Source organism: Actinoplanes sp. NPDC048988 (assembly GCF_043197815.1).
Taxonomy (GTDB): Bacteria; Actinomycetota; Actinomycetes; order Mycobacteriales; family Micromonosporaceae; genus Actinoplanes.
On record NZ_JBICTW010000004.1, the window covers coordinates 523,610 to 548,826 of the forward strand.

The 25,217-nt window shown below is 70.9% G+C and carries 20 protein-coding genes; 8 read left to right on the plus strand and 12 right to left on the minus strand.

The genetic code is table 11. The features are described from left to right. The first annotated feature begins 498 nt into the window (after positions 1-498). Positions 499-1,620, plus strand: coding sequence for an epoxide hydrolase family protein (locus tag ACGFJ7_RS16815; protein WP_392642642.1), 1,122 nt, complete (start codon positions 499-501; stop codon positions 1,618-1,620). Beyond that, the gene (locus tag ACGFJ7_RS16820; protein ID WP_392642643.1) at positions 1,617-3,257 is read left to right on the plus strand and encodes a gamma-glutamyltransferase; all 1,641 of its coding nucleotides are present in this window, start codon (positions 1,617-1,619) and stop codon (positions 3,255-3,257) included. Before ACGFJ7_RS16815 ends, ACGFJ7_RS16820 begins: the two co-directional genes overlap by 4 nt. On the opposite strand, the gene ACGFJ7_RS16825 is transcribed toward ACGFJ7_RS16820, so the two are convergent. Beyond that, complete coding sequence (locus tag ACGFJ7_RS16825) at positions 3,247-4,902, minus strand: alpha/beta fold hydrolase (protein WP_392642644.1); 1,656 nt, start codon at positions 4,900-4,902, stop codon at positions 3,247-3,249. The genes ACGFJ7_RS16820 and ACGFJ7_RS16825 overlap by 11 nt on opposite strands. Before the next feature lie 46 nt (positions 4,903-4,948). On the opposite strand from ACGFJ7_RS16825, the gene ACGFJ7_RS16830 reads away from it, so the two are divergent. After that, the gene (locus ACGFJ7_RS16830) at positions 4,949-6,253 is read left to right on the plus strand and encodes an FAD-binding oxidoreductase (RefSeq protein WP_392642645.1); all 1,305 of its coding nucleotides are present in this window, start codon (positions 4,949-4,951) and stop codon (positions 6,251-6,253) included. After that, positions 6,250-7,026, plus strand: coding sequence for an NmrA family NAD(P)-binding protein (locus tag ACGFJ7_RS16835; protein ID WP_392642646.1), 777 nt, complete (start codon positions 6,250-6,252; stop codon positions 7,024-7,026). Before ACGFJ7_RS16830 ends, ACGFJ7_RS16835 begins: the two co-directional genes overlap by 4 nt. 44 nt (positions 7,027-7,070) lie before the next feature. On the opposite strand, the gene ACGFJ7_RS16840 is transcribed toward ACGFJ7_RS16835, so the two are convergent. Next, the gene (locus ACGFJ7_RS16840) at positions 7,071-11,942 is read right to left on the minus strand and encodes a carbohydrate-binding protein (protein ID WP_392642647.1); all 4,872 of its coding nucleotides are present in this window, start codon (positions 11,940-11,942) and stop codon (positions 7,071-7,073) included. Positions 11,943-11,955: 13 nt separating this feature from the next. Beyond that, complete coding sequence (locus ACGFJ7_RS16845; RefSeq protein WP_392642648.1) at positions 11,956-12,639, minus strand: hypothetical protein; 684 nt, start codon at positions 12,637-12,639, stop codon at positions 11,956-11,958. Positions 12,640-12,942: 303 nt separating this feature from the next. On the opposite strand from ACGFJ7_RS16845, the gene ACGFJ7_RS16850 reads away from it, so the two are divergent. Further along, positions 12,943-14,433, plus strand: a complete 1,491-nt coding sequence (locus tag ACGFJ7_RS16850) for a hypothetical protein (RefSeq protein ID WP_360240292.1) — start codon at positions 12,943-12,945, stop codon at positions 14,431-14,433. Here the strand turns inward: ACGFJ7_RS16850 and ACGFJ7_RS16855 are convergent. The 3 genes from ACGFJ7_RS16855 to ACGFJ7_RS16865 form a co-directional block, all read right to left on the minus strand. After that, positions 14,419-15,450: a WxL protein peptidoglycan domain-containing protein gene (locus ACGFJ7_RS16855; RefSeq protein ID WP_392642649.1), complete on the minus strand. Its 1,032-nt coding sequence runs from the start codon at positions 15,448-15,450 to the stop codon at positions 14,419-14,421. The genes ACGFJ7_RS16850 and ACGFJ7_RS16855 overlap by 15 nt on opposite strands. A 64-nt stretch (positions 15,451-15,514) precedes the next feature. Further along, a complete protein-coding gene (locus ACGFJ7_RS16860; RefSeq protein ID WP_360240298.1) occupies positions 15,515-17,470 on the minus strand; it encodes a fibronectin type III domain-containing protein in 1,956 nt (651 codons plus the stop codon). Positions 17,471-17,583: 113 nt separating this feature from the next. Beyond that, positions 17,584-18,762: a HupE/UreJ family protein gene (locus ACGFJ7_RS16865; RefSeq protein WP_360240301.1), complete on the minus strand. Its 1,179-nt coding sequence runs from the start codon at positions 18,760-18,762 to the stop codon at positions 17,584-17,586. Positions 18,763-18,896: 134 nt separating this feature from the next. On the opposite strand from ACGFJ7_RS16865, the gene ACGFJ7_RS16870 reads away from it, so the two are divergent. Continuing rightward, on the plus strand, positions 18,897-19,559 hold the full coding sequence (locus ACGFJ7_RS16870) for a hypothetical protein (RefSeq protein ID WP_360240304.1): 663 nt from the start codon (positions 18,897-18,899) through the stop codon (positions 19,557-19,559). Between the two features lie 3 nt (positions 19,560-19,562). On the opposite strand, the gene ACGFJ7_RS16875 is transcribed toward ACGFJ7_RS16870, so the two are convergent. Then, a complete protein-coding gene (locus ACGFJ7_RS16875; RefSeq protein ID WP_360240306.1) occupies positions 19,563-19,916 on the minus strand; it encodes a hypothetical protein in 354 nt (117 codons plus the stop codon). A gap of 385 nt (positions 19,917-20,301) precedes the next feature. Between ACGFJ7_RS16875 and ACGFJ7_RS16880 the strand changes: the two genes are divergently transcribed. Then, the gene (locus ACGFJ7_RS16880) at positions 20,302-21,015 is read left to right on the plus strand and encodes an APH(3') family aminoglycoside O-phosphotransferase (RefSeq protein WP_392642650.1); all 714 of its coding nucleotides are present in this window, start codon (positions 20,302-20,304) and stop codon (positions 21,013-21,015) included. Here the strand turns inward: ACGFJ7_RS16880 and ACGFJ7_RS16885 are convergent. Both ACGFJ7_RS16885 and ACGFJ7_RS16890 read right to left on the minus strand, forming a co-directional pair. Next, complete coding sequence (locus ACGFJ7_RS16885; protein WP_360243472.1) at positions 20,988-21,440, minus strand: DUF3052 family protein; 453 nt, start codon at positions 21,438-21,440, stop codon at positions 20,988-20,990. The two genes, ACGFJ7_RS16880 and ACGFJ7_RS16885, sit on opposite strands and share 28 nt — an antisense overlap. 72 nt (positions 21,441-21,512) lie before the next feature. Continuing rightward, positions 21,513-22,577 carry a serine hydrolase domain-containing protein gene (locus ACGFJ7_RS16890; protein WP_360240312.1) on the minus strand — a complete coding sequence of 355 codons (1,065 nt, stop codon included), beginning with the start codon at positions 22,575-22,577 and terminating at the stop codon, positions 21,513-21,515. 72 nt (positions 22,578-22,649) lie between these two features. Here ACGFJ7_RS16890 and ACGFJ7_RS16895 point away from each other — a divergent pair, with 72 nt between their 5' ends. Beyond that, positions 22,650-23,336: an aspartate/glutamate racemase family protein gene (locus ACGFJ7_RS16895; RefSeq protein WP_360240315.1), complete on the plus strand. Its 687-nt coding sequence runs from the start codon at positions 22,650-22,652 to the stop codon at positions 23,334-23,336. On the opposite strand, the gene ACGFJ7_RS16900 is transcribed toward ACGFJ7_RS16895, so the two are convergent. The 3 genes from ACGFJ7_RS16900 to ACGFJ7_RS16910 are packed head-to-tail and all read right to left on the minus strand — an operon-like array spanning position 23,325 to position 25,179. Next, positions 23,325-23,813: a flavin reductase family protein gene (locus tag ACGFJ7_RS16900; protein ID WP_360240318.1), complete on the minus strand. Its 489-nt coding sequence runs from the start codon at positions 23,811-23,813 to the stop codon at positions 23,325-23,327. The genes ACGFJ7_RS16895 and ACGFJ7_RS16900 overlap by 12 nt on opposite strands. Beyond that, the gene (locus ACGFJ7_RS16905) at positions 23,810-24,883 is read right to left on the minus strand and encodes an FAD-dependent oxidoreductase (RefSeq protein WP_392642651.1); all 1,074 of its coding nucleotides are present in this window, start codon (positions 24,881-24,883) and stop codon (positions 23,810-23,812) included. Before ACGFJ7_RS16905 ends, ACGFJ7_RS16900 begins: the two co-directional genes overlap by 4 nt. After that, positions 24,880-25,179 carry a hypothetical protein gene (locus tag ACGFJ7_RS16910; protein ID WP_392642652.1) on the minus strand — a complete coding sequence of 100 codons (300 nt, stop codon included), beginning with the start codon at positions 25,177-25,179 and terminating at the stop codon, positions 24,880-24,882. The genes ACGFJ7_RS16905 and ACGFJ7_RS16910 overlap by 4 nt, the downstream gene beginning before the upstream one ends. Between the last annotated feature and the right edge of the window lie 38 nt (positions 25,180-25,217).

Genomic DNA, 25,217 nt, shown 5'->3' on the forward strand with positions numbered 1-25,217 from the left:
GGGCGAAGGGCCCGGGAGGAGAGCGCAGCCAAGGTCCGGGCAAAAGAAGGCAGCCAAGGGACTCACTCAGACGCGGAGGGCATCGGCGACATGCGGCATGTGCGGATTACTCGGCTCGGACGGGGCGCGGCAGAAGACCGCAGGAGGGCTCGGCCAGAGAACTCGGGCCGGAAGGCACGGATACGGGACGCCCAGACACGGGACAGCTGACCAGGAAGAGCGCGGTTAGACAGAGCAGGCCCGGTAGGGCGCGGCCAGGCAGTGCGCGGCCAGACAGAGCGCGGCCAGACAGGGCGCGGCCAGACAGGGCGCGGCGCGGTGAGAAACCGAGCGCAGGAAGCGGCATGACAGGAGAACGCGGACAAGAAGGACACGATGTGGGATGCGGTCGAGGAGGCGCCGGAGCTTTGCGGAACAGAGTATTCCGTTCCGCTGCGTCTCGGAGTACAGTCGATAGCGGAACGGAACATTCTGTTCCGCTGATGGAGGAGACTGGTAATGACCGCGATCCGCCCCTTCCGCATTGACATCTCTGACGCTGAGATCGCTGATCTTCGTGAGCGCCTTGCTCGTACTCGGTGGTCGCCTGAGGTTCCGGGGCAGGGGTGGGTGCGGGGTGTGCCGGTTGACTACCTGCGTGGGCTGGCCGAGTACTGGGGTGGGCAGTTCGACTGGCGGGGCGCTGAGGCGCGGCTCAATGAGCTTCCGCAATTTCTGACCGAAGTGGACGGGCAGACCCTGCACTTCGCTCACGTGCGCTCGGACAATCCGGAGGCGACGGCGCTGGTGTTCGCCCATGACTGGCCGGGGTCCTTCGCGCTCTACCTTCCGGTTGTCGAGGCGCTCAAGGCGGACTTCCACCTCGTACTCATAAGCACTCCGGGTGTTGGTTTTTCCGGGCCTTTCACCGCCGCGGGGTGGAACACGCCGAAGATCGCGGGGGCTTACCACGAGGTCATGCGGCGGCTGGGGTACGAGCGGTACGGCGTGCAGGGCACCGGGGGTGGCGGCGCCATCGCCGTCGAGATGGGGCGGCAGGCGCCCGAGCGGGTGATCGGCGCCCACGTCAACGGGCACATCACGTTCCCCACCGGGGATCCGGCCGAGTTCGACGGGCTCACCGAGGCCGAGCAGGGGCGGCTGCAGCGCCTTCAGGAGTTCCGGGACGACAAGATGGGCTTCAACGTCATTCAGTCGACGCGGCCGCAGACCCTCGCGTACGGGCTGCACGACTCGCCCGTCGGGCAGCTCTCCTGGATCGCCGAGAAGTTCAAGGAGTGGACCGATCCGGCGGCCGAACTGCCCGAGGACTCCGTCGGCATCGATCTGCTGCTCACCAACGTCAGCCTCTACTGGTTCACCGGCACCGCCGGCTCGTCGGCCAACCTGTACTGGGAAGCCGCGCACGACCCGGCGGCCTGGGCCCCGAAGCCCCGCTCCACCTTCCCGCTGGGCGTGGCCCTCGGCGTCACCGACATCACCATCCGCCGGTTCGCCGACCGCGACACCCCGGTCACCCACTGGACCGAGCTGCCGGCCGGCGGCAACTTCCTCTCGGCCGAGGAGCCGAAACTTTTCATCGACGACGTACGGGCGTTCTTCTCTAGTCTTTCCGCATGACCCTCGCTGTCGCACTGGCCGCGCCCCACCCGGGCGCGGCCGGCGCCGCCCGCACGATCGACGGGAACGCCTTCGACGCCGCCCTGGCCGCGGCCGCCGCGCTGACCGTCGTCTATCCGCACCAGTGCTCGATCGGCGGCGACCTGGTGGCGATCGTCCGCCCGGCCGGCCGGCCACCACGGGCCGTGCTCTCGATCGGCGCCGCCGCGGCCGCGACCGATGTGGAAGCCCTTCGCGCGGCCGCATCCGATGGGGAGGCGCTGCGCGCGGCCGCGACGAATGTGGCGGCTCGGCGTGCGGTCGGCGCTCACATGCCGGTCGCCGGTCCGCAGACCGTCACCGTGCCGGGCGTGGTGGCGGGATGGGCGGCGATCGCCGAACTGGGCGCCACCCGCCCCCTGCGCGAGCTGCTGGGCCCGGCGATCGCCCTGGCCGAGAAGGGCGTGGCGGTGAGCCCGGGCCTGCGCCGCGCGGCCCAGGCCGGGCTGGACGTCATCCGCGCCGACCCCGGTCTCACCGCCCTGCTCATGGATGGCGACCGGCTGCGCGATCACCTCGTACAGCCGGCTCTGGCCCGGACTTTGACCTCGATCGCCGAGGACTGGCGGTCCTTCTATGACCGGTCGCCGCTGGTCGAGGGGCTCCGCAAGCTGGGTAGCGCTCTGACCGGAGCCGACTTCGCGGCGCACCGGGCCGAGGTGGTGGATCCGTTGAGCCGGGAGGTCGACGGGGTTGTCTGGTCGGCGGCGCCGCCTCCGGTGCAGGGAGCCACGTTCCTCGACCTGGTCGGCTCGGGAACGTTGCTCGCGGACGCCTGGCGAGCCCGGGCCGCCCGCGATGCCTTCCTGGGCGATCCCCGAACTGGGCCGATCGATCTGGACGGCCTTCTGCCCCATCACTCCGAAGGCGCGGAAGCCTTAAGCAACAAATCGGGAATATCCGAATTGCGGGATGAGAAGGCGAGGGGTAAGGACGGGCGGGGTGAACGCGCGAGGGGCGAAGACGCGCGAGGGGCGAACGCAAGGAGCGAACGCGCGAGGGGTGAACGCGCGAGCGGAGAAGGCGCATGGGGTGAGCGTGCGAACGGCGACACCGTGGCGGTCAGCGCCGTGGACAGTGCGGGGAACGCCGTCACGCTGATCCAGAGTGTGTTCTTCAGTTTTGGGGCGGGGCTGCTCGATCCCGCTACGGGCGTCGTCCTGCACAACCGGGGGTCGTCGTTCAGCCTCGATCCGGCGCATCCGGGGCGGATCCGAGGGGGTTCGCGGCCGCCGCACACCCTGTGCCCGACCATCGCGGTCACCCGTGACGGTGTCATCGCCCTCGGGTGTCAGGGTGGGCGGTCGCAGCCGTGGATTCTCGCTCAAGTGGCGGCCGATGTCGTGGGCGCGCGGGACCTGAATCAGCTCGTGGGCCGGCCCCGCTGGGTCATCGGAGCCGGTGAGATCGGGCGGACCGTGCCCACCCTGCTGCTCGAGCCGGGGCTGGCCGCGGAGGCCGGTGATTACGCCGTCGAGAGCACGTCGGGGCCGCATGACGACGCCGGGCACGTTCAGGTGGCCCGGCTGCGCGGGGATGTTCTCGACGCCGGCAGCGACCCGCGCGCCGACGGCGTCGCGGTTGTTCTCAGGCCGTGAGGAAGTCCGTCGCGTACCTTCTCAGCTCGGCCGAGTCCGTGAACCACAGGGCGTCGGTTCCGGGCGCGACCCGCAGGTGGGCCGACGGCAGGTGGGCGGCCAGGTAGTGCGCGTGTCCTATGTCGACGTTGAGGCAGTTGCGGCGATGCAGGATCAGGGTCGGCGCGGTCACCTCGGGCAGCCGATGGCGTACGTCGGCGCCGGTCGCCACCGCTCGGATCGCGGCCGCCGGTGCGGGGGCGGCGGCTCGGCGGCCCAGGCGGTTCCACCACTGCCGGAAGGTTTCGTCGGCGGCCACGCTCGGCGCCGCCTGCGCCACCGAATCCATGCCGCGGGCCGGTGAGACGGTGTCACGGATCAGGGTCTCGGTGGTACGGCGGTCCAGGCCGTACGGATAATCGCCGCTCCTCGTGTATCGCGGGAAACACTGGGCCAGGACCAGGCGCCGTACGCGGTCCGGATGCCGGGCGGCGAACTCCAGCGCCACCAGGCCGGTGTCGAAGTTGGCGAACAGGTCGGTGCGGCGGATCCCGGCGGCGTCGAGGACCCGGCGTACGTCGTCGGCCCACTGCTGCAGCGGCGGCCGCTCCGGGTCGAGCGGGTCGGAGAGGCCGATGCCGCGCCGGTCGAGGCAGAGCACCGCGGCGTACTCGGACAGAGCGTTGAGAGCGGTTCGGGCGTACGGGCCGTCGAGCAGCCCGTCGATGGTGAGCATCCCCGGGTTGAGCACGACGAGGTCGTGGCCGCGGTCCGACAGCCGGCTGTACGCGGTCGAGCCGGTTCCGTCGGTGGCGTAGCGGACCGCGGCGGTCGCGGGTGGCCGCAGCACTTCCGTCTGCGCGGCGCGCAGCGCGGCCGACGGGTCGAGGCCGACCTCGACGAGCGCGGCCCGGGCGGTGGCCGCGGCCCGCAGCGCCTCGGTCGGCCGGCCGGCCCGGTTCAGCGCGCGCACGTAGTGGGCCCACAGTGGCTCGTCCAGCGGGTCGGCGGTGGTCAGCCGTTCCAGCTCCCCCAGGGCCGCGCCCGGGTCGGCTCCCGCCACGAGGCAGCCGAGGTGTTCCTGGATGAGGAGCCGCCGCTCCTGCCGCCAGCCTTGGCGCAGCGCCGCCGCCGCGACCGTGTCCGGCAGTTCCGGGTCGCCGCGCCACAGTTCGCGCGCCTCGGCCAGCACCGCCGCCGCGCTGTCCGGCCGCCCGTCCCCGAGCAGCCGCCGGGCCCGGGCGCGGGCGTCCGCGATCAGCCCGACGTCGGTGTTGCCCGGCTCGATCGCGAGGCGATAGGCGTCCCGCCCGACCCGCTCGATCCGGGCGTCGACGTCGACGGCGTCCCTCGACTCAGCGCCGTCCTCGGAATCAACCCCGGCTCGGCGACCAGGAAAGCCGCCGGGACCAGAAAGGGCAGCGGTGCCGGAAAGGGCGACGGACGTGGAAAGCGCCGCGCGGATGCGGGAAAGATGGGCGCGCAGTGTCTTGACCGCCGACGGCGGTGGGTCGTCCCAGAGCAGCCGGGCCATCTCGTCCAGGGTGACCGCGGCCGGCGCGTGGACGGTCAGGACGGTCAGCAGCTCCCGGGCCTTGCGTTCCAGCCTTGGCCCGGAACGCACCCCGGCCGTCCCCAGCACCCGCACGACACATCCGGACCACATCCACACAGCATCCGTCCCGGGCCGCCGCCTGCATAGCTTCGGCCGCATGACGACCTTCATCGCAAGCGGCCCGGTGTTCCGCCCCGGCGACGCCGGCTACGACGGGCACCGGGCCGGCTGGCAGTGGGCCTTCGCGTCGCGGCCGGCCGTCATCGTGGCGGCCGCGGGCCCGGACGACGTACGCCAGGCCGTGCTCACCGCCCGCGAGCACGCCCTGCCTTTCGCCGTGCAGGCCACCGGGCACGGCATCCTCGCACCCGCTGACGGCGGCCTGCTGCTCAAGACCACCGCCCTCGACCGCGTCGAGATCGATCCCCGACGCCGGATCGCCCGGGTCGGGCCGGGCGCGGTGTGGGCCGACGTCAACCGGGCCGCCGCCCGGTACGGGCTGGCCGGGCTGGCCGGTCGCTGCAGCACCGTCGGGGTCACCGGCTACACGCTCGGCGGCGGCCAGTCGTGGTTGTCGCGGACCTTCGGCTTCGCCGCCGACAGTGTCGTCCGCGCCGACGTCGTCACCGCCGGCGGGACCACGCTCACCGTGTCGGCCGATCAGCATCCGGATCTGTTCTGGGCGCTGCGCGGCGGTGGCGGCAACTTCGGCGTCGTCACTTCGCTGGAGTTCCGGCTCTATCCCGTACGGCGGGTGTTCTCCGGCATGTCCCTCTATCCGCTGGAGCGCGCGCCGGCCACGCTCGCCGCCTACCGTGATTGGGCTCCCGGCGAGCCGGAGGCCATGAACACGGCCGTCCTGCTGGTCCGCGAGCCGTCGAGCGGGCGCCGCCTGCTGGCGATCCGGGCCTTCCACCATGGCGACGACGGCCACCGGGTGCTCGCCCCACTGCTCGCGGCGGCCGGGCCGCCGCTGGTCGACGCGTACGCGATGCGCTCTTTTCCCGACGCGAGCGACGCCACCAACGGCCCGGACGCGCCGCCGATGGCCGTCCGCCAGGAGATCGAGCTCTTCCGCACCCTGCCCGACGACCTGCTGGACACGGTCGTCACGGCCGGCGCCCCCGACTCGCCGCTCGGGTTCGTCGAGGTACGCCACTGGGGTGGCGCCATGGCCCGCCCCGGCCCGGGCGCCGGTCCGGCCGGGCACCGCGACGTGCCGTTCTCGGTCATGGCCGTCGGGCCGAGTCCGGCCGGCGACGAGGCCCTGGACCGGCTGTCGGCACGGCTGCGCCCGTACGCGACCGGCGGTTCCTTCCTCACCCTGCTGACCGATCCGTCACGGACCCGTGACGCCTTCACCACCGCCAACTACACGCGCCTGGCCGCGATCAAGCGCGTGTGGGATCCCGGCAACTTCTTCCATCAGGGCCACAACATTCCACCGGAGGTAATCCCATGACCCGCGTCCTCGTCACCGGCGCTGCCGGAAGAGTCGGCACCCACCTCGTCCGCGAACTGCGGGCGCGGGGAGCCGAAGTCCACACGGCCGTGGAGGACATGCGACCCGGCGATCGCGTCTATGTCTGCGCCGCCGACGGCCCCGAGAAGGTCGCCCGGGAGACCGCGGTGATCGACGCCGCCACCCGGGCCGGCGCCGAACGGATCGTCAAGCTCTCCGCGATGCACGCCGACCCCGCCTCGGCTCTACCCGCCTTCACATGGCACGGCCAGATCGAGGATCACCTGCGCAAGACGGAGATGCCGGCCGTGATCCTGCGGCCCGCGTTCTTCATGGCCAACCTGCTCATGGTGGCCGAGGGTGTCGCACACACCGGCCTGCTGCCCGCGCCCACCGCGGGCCGGCGGGTCGCGATGATCGACATCCGCGACGTGGCCGCCGGCGCCGCCGCGGCCCTGCTCGACGAGGGGCACGAGGGTCAGGCGTACGACCTCACCGGCCCCTCGGCCGTGACGTTCGCCGACGTGGCGGCGGCGATAGCGGACGCGACCGGCCGTCCGGTCCGCGCGCTCGACCTGACCGAGGAGCAGGCCCGCCCGCGCTTCGAGGGGGCGGGCTTGCCGGACTGGCTCGCCGCCCATCTGGCCGGTGTCTTCGCCCTCATCCGGGCCGGCGGCTTCGAGCACGCCACCGGTCACGTCGAGGCCCTCACCGGCCGTCCGGCCCGCGACATCGGCGCCTTCGCCCGCGAGCACGCCGCCGCGTTCGCATAGAGAAAGGGGCCCGCGCACGACGTGCGCGGGCCCCCGAGGGAGAACTACTTGATCAGCTTCCAGGGGCCGGACGCGGCGCCCGGTGCCTGGTTGCGGTTCCACCACTTCGCCTCGTACACGTGCTCCTTGTACGTGGCCCGGTCCCCGCCGAGATAGACCGTCGTCGGGGTCCAGTCGGCCGGGCTGTTGTCCGGCTTGGGCGGGGCGACCTCGGCCCACGGGCCGTTCGGGTCGCCCGGCTTCTGGTTGCGGGTGTACCAGCGGGCCTTGAACGACTTGCCGTCGTACAGCGCGACGTCGCCCGCCTGGAAGATCCGCGACGCGGTCCACACGGCGTCACCGGCTTCGGTCATGGCCAGTTCCTGCCACGCTCCGTTCGGGTCGCCCGGTGCCGCTCCGCGAGCGTAGTAGGACGCGGTGAAGACCTTGCCCTGGTACGTGACCCGGTTGCCGGCCTGGTAGGCCGTCGTCGCGTTCCACGCCGCCGGCAGCCGGACCACCTGCGTCGCGGTCACCGTGCCGGCCTCGAGCGTGTCGCTGCCCGAGTAGGACACGGTCAGCTCGTGGTCTCCGCCGGCGAGGCCCTTGGGTAGGGCGATCACCGCCGTACCACCGGAAAGCGCGGCCGAACCGAGCACCTTGGCCCCCTCACTGACCGCCACGGTGCCCACTCCACCGGCGACCTTGATCGTCACCGGCGCCGCGGTTCCCCAGTCGACCGGCGTGGTGGTCACGCCGATCGCGGGCTTGGCTTTGGTGGTACGGAACACCGCGGGCTGGGCGACCGCAAGACCGCCGTCCGCGCTACGCGCCGAGACGACCCACGCGTACGCCGTCACCGGCTGCAACTTCGACCAGGTCACCGAGGCCGTGCCGGCCGCGTCGAGCGTGGTCGCGCCGATCACACCGCCGGGCACGTACGCGGCCAGCGAGTCCGTGCTGAACGACGTCTTCCGGCTGGTCAGGTCGACCGGCAGGGTGAGGTTGTCCTCGGCGCCGTTGTAGCGGGGCTTGGTCTGGCTGCCGTCCTGGCGGATGTCGTACTCGGTCGCCCCGAAGTTGTTCAGGAACGGCGAGTACGTGTCGATGTGCAGCTCGGCCCGCTTGACGTCGAACTGGAGCAGCCGCAGGAAGCTCGCGCCGAACTGGAGACGGTCGGTGGCCTTGTGGTCGATCTTGCCGTCGCCGTTGACGTCGATGTTGCCGTTGGCGTCGACCTTGTCGGGCCACAGCTCCGAGCTGGCCACCGTGTAGAACTGGTAGTCGGCCAGCAGCTCGACCACGTCGTGGGTCTTGGTGACGCCGATGTTCGACTTCAGGTTGGTGCCGACGCCGTGCTCGTGCCCGGCGAGCACGAGGAAGACGTTCGGGTTGCTCTCCACCACCTGCTTGTAGAGGGCCGATCCGTCCGGCTCGGAGAACGCCGCCCCGCGGCCGTCGGCGTTGGCCGACGGCTTCAGGTAGTCGTGCGAGAGCAGGATGCCGTTGCGGTCCTTGTACTTCTTGAAGATGGTGTCGGCCCACTGCGCCTCGTCGCGCGTGACCCCGTACGACAAACCGACCGCGACGAAGTCGAGCCCGCCCGCGCTGAACAGGACGTAGTTGTTCTGGTTGTCCTTGCCCGGGGTGGCGCCGCTCTCGTCCCAGGAGTGGTATTCGGCGCCGGCCGGCCACGACTTGGCGACCTTGTAGTAGCGGTCGGCGCTGAACGTCTTGCTGAACCGGGAGCCGGGACCGGTCTCGGCCCCGAGCTGGTTGTCGTGGTTGCCGGCGATGACCTGGTTGACCACGCCGTTGTCGTCGAGCACCTTCTGGTTGCCCGAGGAGACCGCGAGCTCCTTCTCGACCTGCTCGTTCAGGCCCGGCCGCAGCAGCGAGCCGTCGGCCTTGCGGGCCAGCGGGTCGTAGTAGTCGTTCTCGATCACGTCACCGGTGTGCGCGGTGTAGGCGATCTTCCGCTGGGCCGCGTTGTCGGCGATCCACTGCGTCTCCGACCGGTACGCCTTCTGCCAGATCGCCTGCTCCTCGGCCGTCTCGACGTCGGACGCCTCGTCGGCGCCGTCCCAGTCGTTGTACGTGCCGCCGGCCGCGCCCTCGGTGATGTACTGCGTGTCGGTGAAGTGCGCGAGCGAGAAGTCGTACGTGGACGGGTCCTCGAACCGGTCCTTGTCGTTCTGCGCGCTCGAGTCACGCGGCGACAGGTCGTCGGCGAACGGGTCCTCGCCGGTGACCAGCACGTGCGCGGTGCCGCCGGCGCGGTAGCCGGCGGGCAGGGCCGCGGTCAGCACCGTGGCCTTGCCGGACTGGCCGCGCGAGCTGGTGAGCACGACCCACTTGCCGCCGGCCGCGTCCCACACGCGCAGGGCGGCGACCCGGGCCGGGTCGATGGTGCCCTCCCAGCGCAGCGTCGGCTCCTGGGCCGGGGTGCCCACGGCCACGTCGTACCGCTGGAACACCACGTCCCGGCCGGACGGGGTGTCGACCGTCTTCCCGTCCAGGGGCCGCAGCGAGTTCACGTCGACGGCGGCGTCGTGGGCCACGTCCAGCGTGGTCGGCACGGTGTCGGAGACGCCCTGGTAGCCGCCGGTCGGCAGCACCACGCCGGCCGCGGTGAAGGTCGCCGTGGCCGGCCCGTCGAGCTTGGCCGACAACGTGGCCGAGTCACCGTCGGCGACGGCCTCCAATGAAGTCGGCACCGCCGGGATGTAGGCGCTGGTGAAGTGGATCTCCCGCGTCGCCGTGTTGCCCAGCACGTCGGTCGCGGTGACGGCGATCGTGTGCGCGCCGGCGGGCAGGCCGTGCCCGATCTCGTCGCCCTCCTTGACGGCCTTGCCGTCCAGGGTGACCGCCGGCGTGCCGGCCACCCCCGAGGCGTCCTTGACGCCGACGGTCAGCGCCACGGTCGAGGTGAGCTTCTGCCCCTCGGCCGGGGTGCTGTCCGCGATCTCGGGGGCGGTGTTGTCGACGGTGATCCGGCGGGTCGAGGTCTTGTCCCCCACGACGGCCGTGACGGTGTGCCTGCCGTCGGCGAGGGACGCGGTGTCGAGGTCGGCCCGCCTGCCCAGCGCCGGCAGCGCCGTGCCGTCGGCGGCGGTCACGTAGAACATGATCGTGGCGTCGAGCGTGGCGTTGTGGCTGCTGCCGCAGGTGCCGTCGCCGACATAAACGGTGACCGGCGATCCGGCCGGGTAGCTCGCCGAGCCGACCGTGACCGTGGTGCCGGCGATCAGGCGAGTCACCTGGGTCGCCCTACCACCGGCCGGGGTCAGCGCGAAGTCCCGCAGCGTGAAATCGTCGTAGTTGGCGCAGCTGCTGCCGTGGTCGTTGCCGGCCACGAACTCGACACTGTTGAGGCCCGGCACCAGCCACTCGTTCGGGAAGGCGAGGTCGGCCGTCTCCTTCTCCCAGAGGCCGAGGTCGAGCGGGATGCCGTTGATCAGCACCTTGTTGTCGTAGCCACCGTCGGAGCCGTTGCCGCCGACGAAGACCTTCAGGTGAGCGTCGCCCCCACTGCCGAGAGTTCCGGTGGTACGGGTGGTGGGCGCCCCCGCGACGCCGAAGTGCAGCTCGAGGTCCTTGTTGGCGCCGCACGTGCCGTCACCGAGCGCGATCGACTCGGCGGTGGTGGCCGCCTTCGTGCCGGCGGTGACGAGGTACGTCGTACCGGCCGTGACCGTGCCCTCGGTCGACAGCGTCAGCGTGGCCGAGCTGCGGGTGACCTTGAAGTCGTCGTGGTTGGCGCAGGTGGCGCCGGCCGACGTGCCGTTGTACGTGCCGGTGCGCAGCTCGACGACGTTGTCGCCGCTGTGCAGGAAGCGGGCCGGGAACGGCAGGCTGACCGTCTCGGCCCCGGCCACGCCGTAGTCGCCGCCGAGGTCGACGCGGTTGCCGTTGACCAGCAGGTAGTTGTGGTACTTGGCCTCGATCGAGTTGCCGGCCTCGACGGTCAGGGCCAGCGTGGCCGAGGTGCCGGCCAGCGTCTCGTCGTCCTCGGCGTCCTTGCCGTCGACGGCGAGCTTCGCGACCGCCTCGCCGCCGCCGGTGGCCGGGGCCGCGATGATCCGCTGCTCGCCGCGGACCAGCACGCCGTCGGCCGGGGTGATCTTCGCGGCGCCGGCCGGGTCGTTGTTGACCTCGACCGTGGCGCTCGCGGTGCCGCCGGTCGCGGTGACGGCCGCGATCGTGTGCGTGCCGTTGCTCAGCTTCGTGGTGTCCAGATCGGCCCCGAGGCCGGCGGTGCTGCCCGGCTCACCGGAGATCACGAAGGTCAGCGGCTGAGTCAGCAGCTTCTTCGAGGTGCCGCAGGTGCCGTCGCCGAAGCTGTAGCTGAACGCGTTCTGCTCGCTGTCGGCGACCACGCCGAGCAGGCCGAGCCCGATGCTGCTGATCGCGAAGTCGTCGTAGTTCGGGCAGCGCAGTCCCTCGCCGTTGGGCAGGGTCTCGACGCCGGTGGCGGTGGTGCTGGTCGTGTCGACCCAGTTGGCGCCGGCGTTGACGGTGACCGTGTTGACGCCGCTGTGCAGCCACTCGCCGGGGATGTCGACAGTGCCGCGCACGCCGCCGGCGATGTCCGGCAGGTAGAGACGGTCGGCCTCGGCGGTGTGGCCGTTCACCACCAGATAGTTGTGGTAGCGGCCCTCGGTGCCGTTGCCGCCCATGTCGAAGCTGAGGTGGGCGGTGCCGGCGGTCTTGTCGGCGTCCAGCGCCTTGCCGTCGACGGTGAGGGCGACGACGGCGTCGCCCTCGGTGGTCGGGTCGGCGGTGATGCGGGTGGTGCCGTCGAGCGTCCGCCCGTCGCTCACGTTGAGCGTGGGCGGGCTGCCCGCGGCCGTCGTCTGTGCCCCCGCGGTCGCGGGCGCGACGACGGCGGCGGTGACGGCGACCATGAGCACAGGCCACAGGGCCCTGCGGTTCATGGAGGGTGTCTCCTTATGTGGGGTGGGTGGTGCCTCGCCGGCGCACCGCCACGACCAGCACGATCACGACGAGGAGCACGCCGAGGGCGACCCCGCCGATCTGTACGGCGGCGCTGCGCCCGAGATCTGGTTCGTCCGCCGCGACGTCGCCGAGGACCCAGTCGTGGGTGACCTCGCCGTCGCGGTAGACGGCGTGCTGGCCGCCGGGTCCGGTGGCCAGCGTCTGATAGGCCGGGTTGAGATCGGTCAGGGTGCGCACGGCGACGGCGGCCCGGCCGACCGGCGCCGGGCAGGCATAGTCGACGGTCACGCCCTGGCGGGCCAGGTCCTTGGGCGCCAGCACGGTTCCGGGGCACGCTTCTCCGGCGCCGGTCACGGTGATCTGCTTGAGGAGGTACGCGGCCAGCTGCGCCGACGGGCCGACCGCACCGGCGTCCGACGCCTGGTAGAAGACGGCCCCGTCGAGGAGGACACGGTCCTCGGGCAGCACGCCCAGCGCCACACCGAGCAGCGTGAGGTCGTCGAGCCCGCCCACCTTCCAGCGGATCCGGACGACCTCGGGGCGGGCCGGGTCGAGCGCGACGGTGACGGTCTGTGGATCGCCGAACGGGTGGGCCGCGGCCGGCCGCGCGGGCAGGAGCGCTCCCACGGCGACGAGCAGAAGGATCGCGGCGAGACGCCGTCCGAAGTGGTGCACGGACGTGAATCCTGTGGGTCCCCTGAGAAGTCCAGTGCTAGCTGACTTGATCAGCAGGAGAAGGGCTGGTTAAGGAAGAGCGCCGGCGCCCCTCCCCCCGAGGGACACCGGCGCTCGGGCCGGCACGGCGTTTGCCGCCACCGTGCGGCCACGAAGCTCGCCCGCCAGCGAGCTTTCCAAGGGTGCCTCCGGGCGCGAGGGTACCCAGGTGGCGGCCGCGATCGTAGATCGATTGCAACCGGAACGCGCCCGTGCAACTTTCTCGATTGCATTGATCTCGTCACGGCAAGTAAGTTCGATCGAGTGCCGGCAGCCACCCCTCGCGAGCGGATCGGCTGGTTGCTCCGGGTCAACCGGCGCCTGGCCCGCGATCCCCGCTGGCGCACCGGCAAGGTCTTCGCCGCCGCCTTCCGCCCGCCGGGCGACCGCCCGCTCGCCGAGTCCCAGATCACCCGCTGGGAGAACGGCACGACCAGCGCGCCGCGGGCGGCGATCCGGCGGTACGAGGACCTGCTCGGGCTCGCCCCGCATTCGCTGACCACGCTGAAGGACGCCCTCGACCGGGCCACCGGTGAGCCGGCCGCCACGGCCGAGGCGGGCGATCCGCGGCGGCTGCACGCCCTGCTCGAGGTGGCCACCGGCGCCGGCCCGATCACCGGCGGCGAGTGGGACGAGCTGACCGACCTGGTCCGGGCCCGGCCCGGCCTGGTCCTGCACCCGCCGCGGCTCTGGCAGAGCCTGTCGCAACGGCTGCTCACCGAGCTGGCGGTGGCCGAGAACAGCGCCTGGCTGCAACGGCAGGAGGCGATGAGCCGGCTGCTCGGTCACCCCGACGCCGGGGTGCACGCGGTCGACGCCTGCATCCGGCTCGCCTCGGACCCCGGCAACCCGGTGGTCGTCGAGCCGTTGTCCCTGCTGGACACGACGGCCCACCCGGACGCGAACGGCCACATCCGCCGGATGATCGCCGCCGACGGCGACGACCGGGCGCGGTACGGCGCGCTGCTCGCCGCCGTCCGCAAGATCCGGGTCCGGCACTTCAGCCCCGGCGAGCTCGGCGACATCGGCCGCTCGGTGAACGCCCTGCTCGCCGACCCCGGTCTGGCCGGCATGCTGCGCCCGCTCGCGGCCGAGGTCAACCGCGCCCTGACCGGCGAGACCCCGCCCTCGGCGGGTGGCTTCTCCTCGGATGCCGGAGTCAAGGCCCGGCTCATAGTGGCCCGCGCCTGCTCACAGGCACCCGTCGACCGGCCGGCCGAGGTCACCCTGGCCCGCCTGATCGGCGAGTGCCTCGACAGCGACAACCCGGACGAGCGCCTGCTCTCCTCGATGTTCGTGGCGGCCACCCCGCTGCGCGAGCCGGTGGCCGCGGCCATCCTCGACCGGGTCGTGACCGATCTGCGCGGGCGCCGTGACACCGACCTCGACGCCGCGCTGCGGACCCTGACCAACCTCGGCTCCGAGGTGCACCGCCCGCTGATCGGCCAGATCCTGACCGAGCGCGAGTTCGGTGAGCGGGCCCGCTACGCGGCGGCCTGGGCCACGCCGCACTGCGCGGGCGCGTTCCCGGAACCGGCCTGGAGCCGCATCCTGGCCATCCAGCTCGCGGCCTGGCAGCGCTCCCCCGACGGCCTCGGCCGCGAGATCCTGCACGGCGTCACGTACGGCATCGGCACCGACAGCCACCGCGGCCTGCTGCACCGCGTCCGCGAGGACGCCCGCATGCCCCAGGAGGCCCGCACCACCGCGTCGTGGCTGCTCACCACCCCGGCGGTGATCTCAGCCGGCCGCTGAGGCCTTGTCGCGCAGGGCGTCGGCGACGGCGTCGCGGACCCGGGCGTCCTCGCGGGCCCGGCGGCGGGCGCGGCTGCGGCGGGTCAGGACGACGGCGGCCACGACGATCGCGATCAGGGCGACGATCAGCGCGAGCAGCGTCCACGGCCAGGCCCAGCCGTGCGCGGTGGCGCTCACCTTGTCGAGCGAGCTGGTCGAGCCGGAGGCGTCGGTGAGCTGCGGTACCAGCGTGACCGTGGCGTCGAGCAGGATCGCGGCGGTGACGCCCTCGACCGGGACGGAGACCTTCCAGCTCTCGCCGGGCAGCAGCTCCGGCGGGTTGGCGATCGTGGTGGTCTCGGCCTTGAACAGGCCGAACGGGCCGGTGATCTGCACGCCCTGCTGGGCCGTCTCGACCGCGTTGCCGACATTGTGGATCGTGTAGTCGACGGTCGCGGTGCCCCGGCCGAACGGGTTCGCGGTGCCGTCGTACGAAATGTGGGTGTCCTCGATCTTCAAAGCGGGCGTGAGGTCGCCACCCACCCGGAGCTTGATCTTGATGCCGAGCCGGCGGTCGACGTTCACCTGAGCGGTGTCGTCGGCCTGGGTCAGCGAGGTGATGATGCCGCCGACGTAGTCGCCCGGCGTCGCGTTCGACGGGATCTCGACGGTGAACGGCACGGTGACCGTCTTCCCGGCCGCGACCGTCACGTCTTTGCGGGCCGCGTGCACCCAGGCCCCGACGCCCTTGCCGGTGGCGTCCGCGCCCTTGAGGTCGAGCGTGCCGGTGTCGGTGGTGAAGCCATCGGCGGCGTACACGCCCAGTTTGAGCGCCGTCTTCCCGCGGTTCGCGACGACCAGCCCGTCCTTGGCCTGTCCGCCCGGGTTCACGGCGTAGCTGAAGCTGGACCGGGTGGCGCCGAAGCTGTTGGACTCCGTCCGTACCGTCCAGGTGACGTCGCCCTCGTCGGCGAAAGCGGGCGTCGGCACCATGCTCACGAGGAAGATGGCGGCGAACAGGGCAAGTCTGGTCTTCATCGGTAAATCCCTACGTAGGAAGCGGGGCGGCCCTCGCAGGCGCCGCCCCGCCGGTGAAACTCGATCAGCTGCTGAGCGCGGTGATCGTGAGGGTGGTGCGGTAGGTGCCCTTGGCCGCGTCGCCCGGGACCTTCAGGTCCAGGCCGGCGCTGACCTTGGCGGTGCCGCGGGCGTGGCCCTGCTCGGCCGACGCGAGACCGCGCGAGACCGACAGACCGTCCCCGTTGCCGCCGAAGCCCGAGGCCACGGCCGCACCGGCCTTGGCGCCGGCGCCGTTGGCGATGACGCCCGGGGTCCAGCCGAGGTTGGCGCCCGAGAACGACTTGTCGGCGTCCTTGAAGTCGCCCACGCTGGCCGCGATCGACCACGGCGAGAGGGTGCGACGGGTGTCGGAGACGACGATCGGGTTGATCTCACCGCTGGCGGCGAAGTAGTCGCCGGTGGTGTTCTCCTTGGCGGTGCCGAGGTCGACCAGGCCGTTGTAGCCGTCGATCGTCCAGCCGAACTCGCCGGGCGCCGCGTTCGGCACGGCGACCTGGATCTGCTGGCCGTCACCGTTGTACGGGTGCACGGTCACCTTGTCGACGATGGAGCCGACCGGCTGGCCGCTCTCGGTGTTGGTGCAGGAGACGCCCTTCTCCACCGCCGCGTTCGGCGCCGCGCAGGTGCCGCTGCGGAGGTTCTGGACGACCAGCTTGTCGCCGCGGACCTCGACCTTGACGTACGAGCGGACGTGCTCCTGGTTCTGGACCGAGTTGTACCAGTAGTTCTCCGGCTTGAGCGGGTCCGGGCCGTTGCCGGGGCCGCTGGTGCCGCTGCTGTCGGGCTTGGTGATGTCGTAGTACTTCGAACCCGAGGCCGAGTTCGCGGTCACGTACAGGACACCGCCGGGGCCCGCGGTGACGTCGGCGGCGCCCGGCTGCTCGTCCGGGTTGGCCTTGGCACCGTTCTTGATCAGGTAGCTGCGGGTGTAGACGTGGTCGTGGCCCTGCAGCACCAGGTCGACGCCGAGCTTCGAGAAGGTGGTCGGGAAGTCCGTCCGGCGTACCTTGTTGTCGCCGTCCTTGGCGTGCGACGCGGCCGAGTAGATGGCGTGGTGGTAGACCAGCACCGTCCACTTCGCCTCGGCGCCGTGCTTGTTGATCACATCGGTGACGTAGGCCAGGTGGGCCTCGTCGCCGCCACCACCCTGCGAGGTGGCGTAGGAGTTGCTGTTCAGGTCGATGAACAGCGTGTCCTTGTAGATGTAGTAGTAGTCGCCGCCCGAGGTGTTGGAGGTCGGCTGGCCGTTGGCGTAGTAGGACGCCGAGCGGTCCGTGTTCGGGGTGAACAGGTGCTGCTCGTACGCCTTGCCGCCGACGTCGTGGTTGCCGATGGTGGCCGCCCACGGAACCGACTTCAGCTGCGGCGGGGCCAGGAACGCGTTCCACTGGGCCTCGGTGTTGGCCGTCTCGACCTGGTCGCCGCCGGACACCAGAAGCTCGGCGTTCGGGTTGGCCGCCGTCGAGACGTTCACCGTGTCCACCCAGCCGGCCTGGTCCTTGGCCAGGTCGCCGGAGGCGCCGATCTGCGGGTCGCCGTAGAACAGGAAGTCGTAGTCGCCCTCGAAGTCCTGGGTCTTGAAGGCGTACGCCGGCGACCAGTTGCCCTCGGAGCCCACCCGGTACGAGTACGGGGTGTTCTCCTTCAGCCCGGTGATCGTCGCGTGCCGGTTGAAGCCACCGCTGGTCGCGATGTTCGCCGCTCCCACCGCGGCGAACGTCGCCGAGTTCGCGGGGAACTCGCCGTTGACGATCGAGGCGGTGGGCGCGAGCTGGACCTGCTGGGCGGTGTCGGCCGAGGAGTACCAGGTGACGATGCGCTGGGTCTCGTCGGCGCCCACGCCCAGGATGATGGCGCTGAGCGTGGCCGTGTCGGCCGCGCTCGCGGGGGTGGCCAGGCCGCCGCCGAGGGCGATGGCGAGGCCGAGTACCGCCGCGCCGGCGGTCGCGCCGACGCGATGGTGCCTGCTGGATCTCATCGTTTTTCCTCAATCCAGATGAGAGGGGGTTGCGAAATGCATGCTCAAGCTGGTCGGCGTCCGTGAACCGCTCATGAACAAGATCAAGAACTCCGGTGGCACCTGCCGAAAAGTCAGGCTCTTACCCGCTGGATGAACCACACGAGACCCATCGCCGCCACCCCAGCCGAGATCAAACCGGTCACCCACAGCGCCGCCCGCGGGCTCCGCCGGCGCAACACGATCAGGAGCGGGAAGACGACCGCGATGATCGACAACTGCACGACCTCGATGCCGACGTTGAAGACCAGCAGCGACCACAGCAGCGTCCACGAGAACGCCTCGTCGATCCCCAGGGCACCGGCAAACCCGAGTCCGTGTACGAGCCCGAAGCAGAACACGACAGCCAGGCGCGTCCACCCGGCACGGTCGAGCCCTTTCGCCGTGTCCAGGTCGGTGGCATGGTCGCCGCGCCGCCAGACCCGCACGAGATACCAGGCGGCGACCACGGCGATCGACAACGCGATGATCGGCTCCACCACCCGGGCCGGCACGTCGACCAGGCCCAGCGCGGCCAGCATGAAGGTCACCGAATGGGCCAGCGTGAAGCTGGTGGCGGCGAGCACGACCTCGCGCAGGCGGCGCGAGCCGGCGATCAGGGCCAGCAGGAACAGGATGTGGTCGAGGCCGGTGAGCAGGTGCTCGGCGCCCAGCCGGAAGAACTCCCAGAACCGCTCGTACCAGCTCTGCGCCGTGGAGAAGGTGGGATGCCCCGAGTCGAGCGCGGCACTGCCCGTACGGCCGTCGATCTCGTACGTGACGATCGTCTTCGTGCCTTTGACGTAGCCCTCGCCGTCCGGGAAGAGGCCGCTGCGCAGCTCATGCCCGTTCCCGGCGCCGGGGCAGGTCCAGTCGAGGAGCAGATCGGCGTACGGGACACCCTCCCGCTCCCCGATCGTGAAGTCGCCCTCCCGCGTCGCCGTGCACGATCGGCTACCGGCGGTCAGCGAGTAACGCTTCGTCACGTAGCTGACGACGGTCTCGGCGTGCTCGTTGAGCGCCCGGGCCTGGCCGCCGGAATCGCCGTCCTCGAACGCGGCGGTTCCCGACCGGAACAGCGGATCGTCCTTCTCCATGTCGGCGGCCGAGACGACCAGCAGGTCGTACTCGAGCTCCAGCTTGGTACGGACGTGCCCGTCACCGCCCGAGGTGACGTCGGTGTACACGGTCGAGCTGAATCCGTGCGCGTACGCCGGCGTGGCTCCCAGCAGGGCGAGCGCCGCGACGGCGATCACCAGGGCGATGCGTTTCATCGTTGCACCGTGCACCGTGCGGGTTAACAAGATCAAAAACACTGGCGAACCGATGGAGACAAAGCAGCTCGCAGGCGGTTTTCCCGCCTTCGGTCGGCTAGAAAAGATCGCCTGATGTTGAGAGGAAGTACGTCTTGCGCCGCCTGCTCTGCGCCGTCGCCGCGGCCGCCCTGCTGACCGTCGCCGGCTGCGGCAACGGAAGCGACTGGTCCCAGCCCCACCCCACGCCCACCCCCGTCGGCACCCTCGGCGCCGGCTTCACCGACCCGGCCGCCCCGCCCACCCCCGAGGCCACGGTCACCCCCTCCCCCGGCTCGTGGGACGGCATCCACCCGTCGAAGGGCTACCGGGTGGTGCTGCTGCACTCGGGCGACGACGCACCGACGAAGGCCCTGACGAAGGGCGTCCGCGACTGGGCGAAGGACGAGGACGTCGACCTGCGCGAGGTGGCGGCCGACCCCGGCAACCCGATCGACGACATCGTCACGGCGATGAACCTGAAACCGGACCTGATCGTCAGCGCCGGCAACCCCCTGATCGACGCCCTGACCACCGTCAGCGCCAACCACCTGGACCAGCACTTCCTGGTCGTCGGAGCCGAACTGGCCGAACCCACGGTCAACGTGACAGCGGCCGACTGGTCCGGCGCCTCGTTCCGCGGCGAGGGCCTGGGCATGTCCTCGGCCTACGACCCGGCGTCGTTCACCGAGTCCCGCTGCGCCGCCGCCATCCGAGCCGGCGTGGCCGCGGTCCTCACCGGCACCACCGGCATCGTCCTCTGGCTGGACAAGGTCTAAGTCTCAGAACAGGGTGGTCCCCAGTTCTCGCCTCAGTTTTGAGTAGAGTGTGACTGACTCTGGCCCGGTGCGAACCCACATGAGCGCCCCCGTGAGTATCCGATCGACGTTGGCAGGAAGGTCTGCCCAACGGCCGGGCGTGAGCCGCGTGTCCAATTGTTCGTCATCATCCCACTGGGATTCCTTCACGACGCCCCTGCTCCGCAGCAGATCCGCAATCGCGTACCAGGCCGAAGAAGACCATCCGGCCGGGAAGTCGTCCTTCGCCCCAGCCCAGTCCGCCAGATTGTCCAAGCTGCCAAAGAGACAGACGCCGACGCGTTCACCTTCTGAGGTGGCGACTTCGGTGTAGGTCACCACGCCGTTATGTCCACCGGCGTAGCGAGCGAACTCGACTCTGCCGTGCCCCTTGGCTATCTCCACTCGCGTCGACTTGGCGAAGTCCTCAACCGCCGAGGAGCCTAGGAAGTCCAACGTGGCCTTGGCGATCTGGTCTTTGGAATTGACCAGTAGGCATACTTCCTGACCTTCGACACGGTGACACTGTACGGCGTCTACGGGTTACCGGGGCGATCTGGTAATTGCCGGACCGGCAATGGCGGCTGGGCCGTCGATGAGCGCCACTGAGGCGCATACCGTGGCAAGTCACTGCGGAGGTGAAGGCGGTCTCCGGCACTATGAAGTCAGCCACCTGCCGCTGGACCCTCGCTGTCAGCGGAATCGATAGTGAGATCCTTGCCGAATGTGGGAACCGGTGACGATCGGTGAGTCCGGTGCGACTGTCATGGTCGACCGGCGCAACGGTTTGTATCGAAAGGTGTCGGACGATCCGCGGGACGACTTGGTGGGTGAGGGCGCGCGCCTGTCCTGGCTGCGTGAGCACGGCATTCCCGCCGCCGAGGTCATCGATTGCCGTCCCGGTCTGCTCGTGACAGCCGAGGTGCCGGGCGTGTCGGCCGCCGAGAAGTGGCCTGAGGCATCCCGTCCGCGCATCGTCGACGCCCTCGCCGACATGATCCACGCGTTGCACGCGCTGCCGATCGCCGAGTGCCCATTCGATCGCCGTCTGTCCGTGGTGATGCCTGAGGCATTGGCGGCCGACGTGGACCTCGACGATGTGGACGATGAGCGCACGGGTTGGACGCGAGACGAACTGGTCGCCCAACTGATCTCCACCCAGCCGTCGAAGGAAGACCTGGTGGTCTGCCACGGCGACCTGAGCCTGCCCAATGTGATGCTGGATCCAGAGACCTGGCAGGTGAGCGGCTTCATCGATGCCGGCCGGCTGGGCGTGGCCGACCGCTGGGCCGATCTCGCCCTCGTGGTCAGGTCGCTCACGGAAGATTTCGATCCGCGGCGTGAGCCCCGGCCGGCTGACCGGTTCTTGAACCGTTATGGCATCGAACTTGATCCTCTGAAGAACGATTTCTACCGTCTGCTCGACGAATTCTTCTGAACCTGAACGGCCGGTGTGCGGTTCTCGCGGCGGATGACCAGCCGCAGACCCGACCAGGTCGTGTCAATGGCACAGACCTTGTTGTCGACCAACCCGGTCGGCAACGCGACGTCGCGGATGACGTCCTCGGTGACGTCCGTCGGCACCTTCGACGCCCGCTTGGGCCAGGCGACCCAGAAGCCGCCGTCCTGGGCCATGCCGCGTCTGACCTCGCCGAGGCGGGACTGCAACTCGTCGCGTTCGGTCACGAACAGCACGATCACGTCGGCCGGCGCGCCGGCGGCCAACTCGGGCCGGACGACGACCCCGGCGGGCAGCCCATCCAGAGTGGCCACGAAGCCGGCCGGCGCGCCGAGAAGTACGACCCGGTGGCCCGGCTTGATGCCGAGCTTGCGGTACAACGGCGTACCCGAATAGCCGGCCATGTCAGCCACGCTGCCCTTCCCGTCGTCGGTGGCTCACGGATATTAGCGCGCATGCGCGACAGCTGACGGCGATCACGTGGCCGCCCAGGCGGCGGCCATGGGACCGAACGCGCGCATGTCGGCCACGCCGCCGGCCATCTTGTTCATCGTGTAGGCGTACGTGGCGCGAGCGTCCAGGTCGATGACAGCCAGGGAACCGCCCGCGCCTCCCCAATAGAGGGTGTTGGGGCTCGGCATGAAGTCGCCGCCCACCGCGAAGCCGAGGCCGAACCGTACGGGCAGGCCCAGGATGAGGTCGACGCCTTCGATCTGGACCTCGAGGGCACGACGGCGTGCCGCCTCCGAGAGCACACCGCCGCCGCAGGCCAGGATGGTGTGGATCCGGGCCACCGAGCGGGCGTTGCCGGTGCCGCCGCCGGCCGGGATCTCGGCCGCCCGCCAGGCCCGGGTGTTGGCGACGGCCGTGGTCAGGCGCGGGTTGTGGGCGGCGTTGTCCGGCAGCTCGGTGACCTCGCCCGAGAACGCCTCCTCCGGCGGCGGGATCAGCTCGACGACCCGGTGCTCCTCCGAGGCGGGCAGCCCGATGTGGAAGTCGGCGCCCAGCGGCTCGGCTATTTCCGATCGAAAGACGGTTCCCAGGGTACGGCCGGTGACGCGCCGGACGATCTCACCGATCAGGAAGCCCTGGGTGACCGCGTGATAGCCCGAGGCGGTGCCGGGTTTCCAGAACGGTTCCTGAGCGGCCAGCAGCGTGGTGACCTTCTCCCAGTCGTAGAGGTCTTCCGGCTCCAGCGGCGCACGCCAGCCCGACAATCCGGCCGAATGGCTCATCACCTGCGCGACCGTGACCTCGTCCTTGCCGCCGGCCGCGAACGCGGGCCAGTAGCGGGCCACCGGGGCGCCGAAGTCGAGGTCGCCCCGGTCGGCGAGCAGCAGCGCGGTCAGTGCCGCCATCGTCTTGGTGATCGAGTAGACGTTGACGATCGTGTCGCGCTCCCACGGGCGGGTGCGGGCCGCGTCGGCGTGCCCGCCCCACAGGTCGGCCACGATCTCGCCGTCGACGGTCGCGCAGAAGCTCGCACCGACTTCGAGCCCGTCGGTGAAGTTCTGTTCGAACGCCGCGCGTACAGGGTCCATGTCCGCAGCACATCAGCCGCGTCAAGCGAATTGGCCGTCGGCGCCGCGCGGCCGGCGCGAGAGCATGGGTGCATGCGAGTTCTGGGGCTGCTCGGCGGCATGAGCTGGGAATCGACCGACTACTACTATCAGCGGCTCAACCGTGGGGTGCGGGAGCGCCTCGGCGGGCTGCATTCGGCGCACAGCGTCACCTACACGGTGGACTTCGCCGAGATCGAGCGGATGCAGGTGGCCGGGGCCTGGGACGAGGCCGGGAAGTTCCTCGGTGAGTGCGCGCGGAAGCTGGAGCGGGCCGGCGCCGAGGGCCTGATTCTCTGCACCAACACCATGCACCGGGTGATCGGCGCCATCGAGGACGCGGTCGACATTCCGGTTCTGCACATCGCGGACGGCACGGCGCGGGCGCTGCTGGACGACGGCGTCAAGGAGGTCGCTCTGCTGGGGACGCGCTACACGATGGAGCAGGACTTCTACCGAAAGCGGCTGGAAGCGAACGGCCTCACCGTCGTCGTTCCCGATCAGGAGGACCGGGACACCGTGCACCGGGTCATCTTCGACGAGCTCTGTCAGGGGCGGGTCGAGGAGGGCTCACGCCAGGCGTACCTGCGCATCCTGGAAAAACTGCCGGCGGAAGCGGTGATCTTCGGGTGCACGGAGATCGGTCTCCTGCTGGATCAGGAGCAGAGCCCGTTGCGGGTGTACGACACCACGCTGCTCCACGTCGAGGCCGCGCTCGACTGGATGCTGTCAGAGGGCTAGCGACCGGTACGTGCTGCCGTGGAAGACCAGCGGCGGCACGGACTCGTCGGCGTCGAGGTCGTGCACGCGCAGCAGGATGATGTCGTGGTCGCCGGCCGGTATCTCGCGGTCGATGGAGCAGTCCAGCCAGGCGCTGGAGCCCTCCAGGAAGACCGCGCCGTCGGGGCTGGTGCGCCAGTCGAGCGCGGCGAAACGATCGACGTCGCGGGCGCTGAGCTGGCGGCCGGCCTGTTCCTGGTGGGCGCCGAGCACGCTGACGCCGAGACGGCCGGCCCGGCGCAAGGTGGGCCAGGTGGTGGAGGTGTGCGCCACGCAGAGCGAGACCATCGGCGGGTCCAGCGACACGGAGACGAACGAGTTGGCCGCGAGGCCGGCGGGCTTGCCGTCGACGAGCGCCGACACGACGGTCACGCCGGTGGGGAAGGAACCGAAGACGCGCCGCAGGCGCAGCGGTTCCAGCGCCGACTGCATGGTCATGGGCGGCTCTCCTGTCCGAGGGGGAGGGCGAATCGGGGGATCGCCGGGGTGCCGGTGGTGGTCAGGTCGGCCAGCAGCCGCCCGATCGCCGGCGTGAACTTGAAACCATGCCCGGAAAAGCCGGCGGCAATCACCAGCGGCCCGTGGCGGTCGACGACGAAGTCCGAGGTCGGGGTGGTCGTGTAGGTACAGCTGATCGGCACGTCACGGTCCGGGTCGACCCCGGGGACCCATTGCCGTACGTAGTCACGAAGGCGTTCCGCCCGTACGGGCTCCGCGGCGTAGTCGCGTACGTCCGGGTCCACCACCGGCCCGTTCCCGTGGAAGCCCACCTTCACACCCTCGCCGGGGGTGAGCAGCCCGTAGACGCCGGCGCCGCCGTCGTGGTGGATGAAGCTGGGCCATGAGAGCCCGGGGAGCGGCGTGAAATGGGCCGGTTGTTCCTGGGTCACCCGCAGGGGCAGCAGGCCGGGCAGCAGCTTCGACGTCCAGGCGCCGGCCGCCACGACGACCCGGCGCGCCCGCAGGGTCGCACCGGCCGTGACGACCTCCACGTCGTCGTCCCCGCGCACGGTGATGGCGGTGACCTCGGTCTCGTGCCGCACGTCGGCGCCGAGCTTCGACGCGGCCGTCTGCAGAGCGGCCACCGCGCGGTCGGCGTGCACGCGCCCGCTGGACGGGTGGAAGAAGACCGGGCCGGTGAAGCGCAGCCCCGGCCAGCGCGCGGTGGCCTCCTCCTTCGGGAGCCACTGGCCGGGCACCCCGGCCGCGGCCAGGGCCGCGGCGATCGGCTCGATCGACGTGCGGTCGCCGTGGTCGACCCCGCCGGTCAGCTCGACCAGCGACGGGTCGAGTTCCCGCCACAGGTCGAGGGCTTCGCGGGCCAGCGTGATGTAGTCGGGCTGCGCGTACGCGAACCGGAAGATCCGCGACGCCCCGTGCGAGGCGCCGTGCTTGTGCCCCGGCTCGAACCGTTCCAGCAGCGCCACGTCGGCGCCGCGCCGGGCGAGCTGCCAGGCCGCGGCCGAGCCCATCGCCCCGCCGCCGACGACGATCGCGTCCAGTGTCATAGCGTCAGTCCCAAGTTGTCGCGGAGGGTGCTGCCGCGGTAGTCCTCCTTGACGATGCCGCGCCGGCGTGGTTCGGTCGGCGGGCCGCCGACCACGAAGTCGTGCGTGCGGTCGCCGGCGATGCCGTTGATCGACAATACGTCGCGAACACCGGCCTCGAATCTTTCCGGTACGGCGGCGGCCAGCTGCTCTGGGGTGCCCGCGACCGACCAGCGGCCGGTGTCCCGCGCCACCGCCCACGAGGGAAGCGGCTCGTCCAGCTTTTCTTCGGACAAATCGACCGCCCCACCGAGCATGTCAGGGCGTCCTCCGGCATCGGCAGGGCAGTGAAGAC

Bases quoted from the DNA above. Each gene is read 5' to 3' on its own strand.
- ACGFJ7_RS16885 (WP_360243472.1), bottom strand. From the start codon at position 21,440: ATGGCCGGCTATTCGGGTACGCCGTTGTACCGCAAGCTCGGCATCAAG.
- ACGFJ7_RS16820 (WP_392642643.1), top strand. From the start codon at position 1,617: ATGACCCTCGCTGTCGCACTGGCCGCGCCCCACCCGGGCGCGGCCGGC.
- ACGFJ7_RS16905 (WP_392642651.1), bottom strand. From the start codon at position 24,883: ATGACACTGGACGCGATCGTCGTCGGCGGCGGGGCGATGGGCTCGGCC.
- ACGFJ7_RS16910 (WP_392642652.1), bottom strand. From the start codon at position 25,179: ATGCTCGGTGGGGCGGTCGATTTGTCCGAAGAAAAGCTGGACGAGCCG.
- ACGFJ7_RS16835 (WP_392642646.1), top strand. From the start codon at position 6,250: ATGACCCGCGTCCTCGTCACCGGCGCTGCCGGAAGAGTCGGCACCCAC.
- ACGFJ7_RS16830 (WP_392642645.1), top strand. From the start codon at position 4,949: ATGACGACCTTCATCGCAAGCGGCCCGGTGTTCCGCCCCGGCGACGCC.
- ACGFJ7_RS16890 (WP_360240312.1), bottom strand. From the start codon at position 22,577: ATGGACCCTGTACGCGCGGCGTTCGAACAGAACTTCACCGACGGGCTC.
- ACGFJ7_RS16840 (WP_392642647.1), bottom strand. From the start codon at position 11,942: ATGAACCGCAGGGCCCTGTGGCCTGTGCTCATGGTCGCCGTCACCGCC.
- ACGFJ7_RS16855 (WP_392642649.1), bottom strand. From the start codon at position 15,450: ATGAAGACCAGACTTGCCCTGTTCGCCGCCATCTTCCTCGTGAGCATG.
- ACGFJ7_RS16815 (WP_392642642.1), top strand. From the start codon at position 499: ATGACCGCGATCCGCCCCTTCCGCATTGACATCTCTGACGCTGAGATC.
- ACGFJ7_RS16900 (WP_360240318.1), bottom strand. From the start codon at position 23,813: ATGACCATGCAGTCGGCGCTGGAACCGCTGCGCCTGCGGCGCGTCTTC.
- ACGFJ7_RS16865 (WP_360240301.1), bottom strand. From the start codon at position 18,762: ATGAAACGCATCGCCCTGGTGATCGCCGTCGCGGCGCTCGCCCTGCTG.
- ACGFJ7_RS16895 (WP_360240315.1), top strand. From the start codon at position 22,650: ATGCGAGTTCTGGGGCTGCTCGGCGGCATGAGCTGGGAATCGACCGAC.
- ACGFJ7_RS16860 (WP_360240298.1), bottom strand. From the start codon at position 17,470: ATGAGATCCAGCAGGCACCATCGCGTCGGCGCGACCGCCGGCGCGGCG.
- ACGFJ7_RS16880 (WP_392642650.1), top strand. From the start codon at position 20,302: ATGTGGGAACCGGTGACGATCGGTGAGTCCGGTGCGACTGTCATGGTC.
- ACGFJ7_RS16825 (WP_392642644.1), bottom strand. From the start codon at position 4,902: ATGTGGTCCGGATGTGTCGTGCGGGTGCTGGGGACGGCCGGGGTGCGT.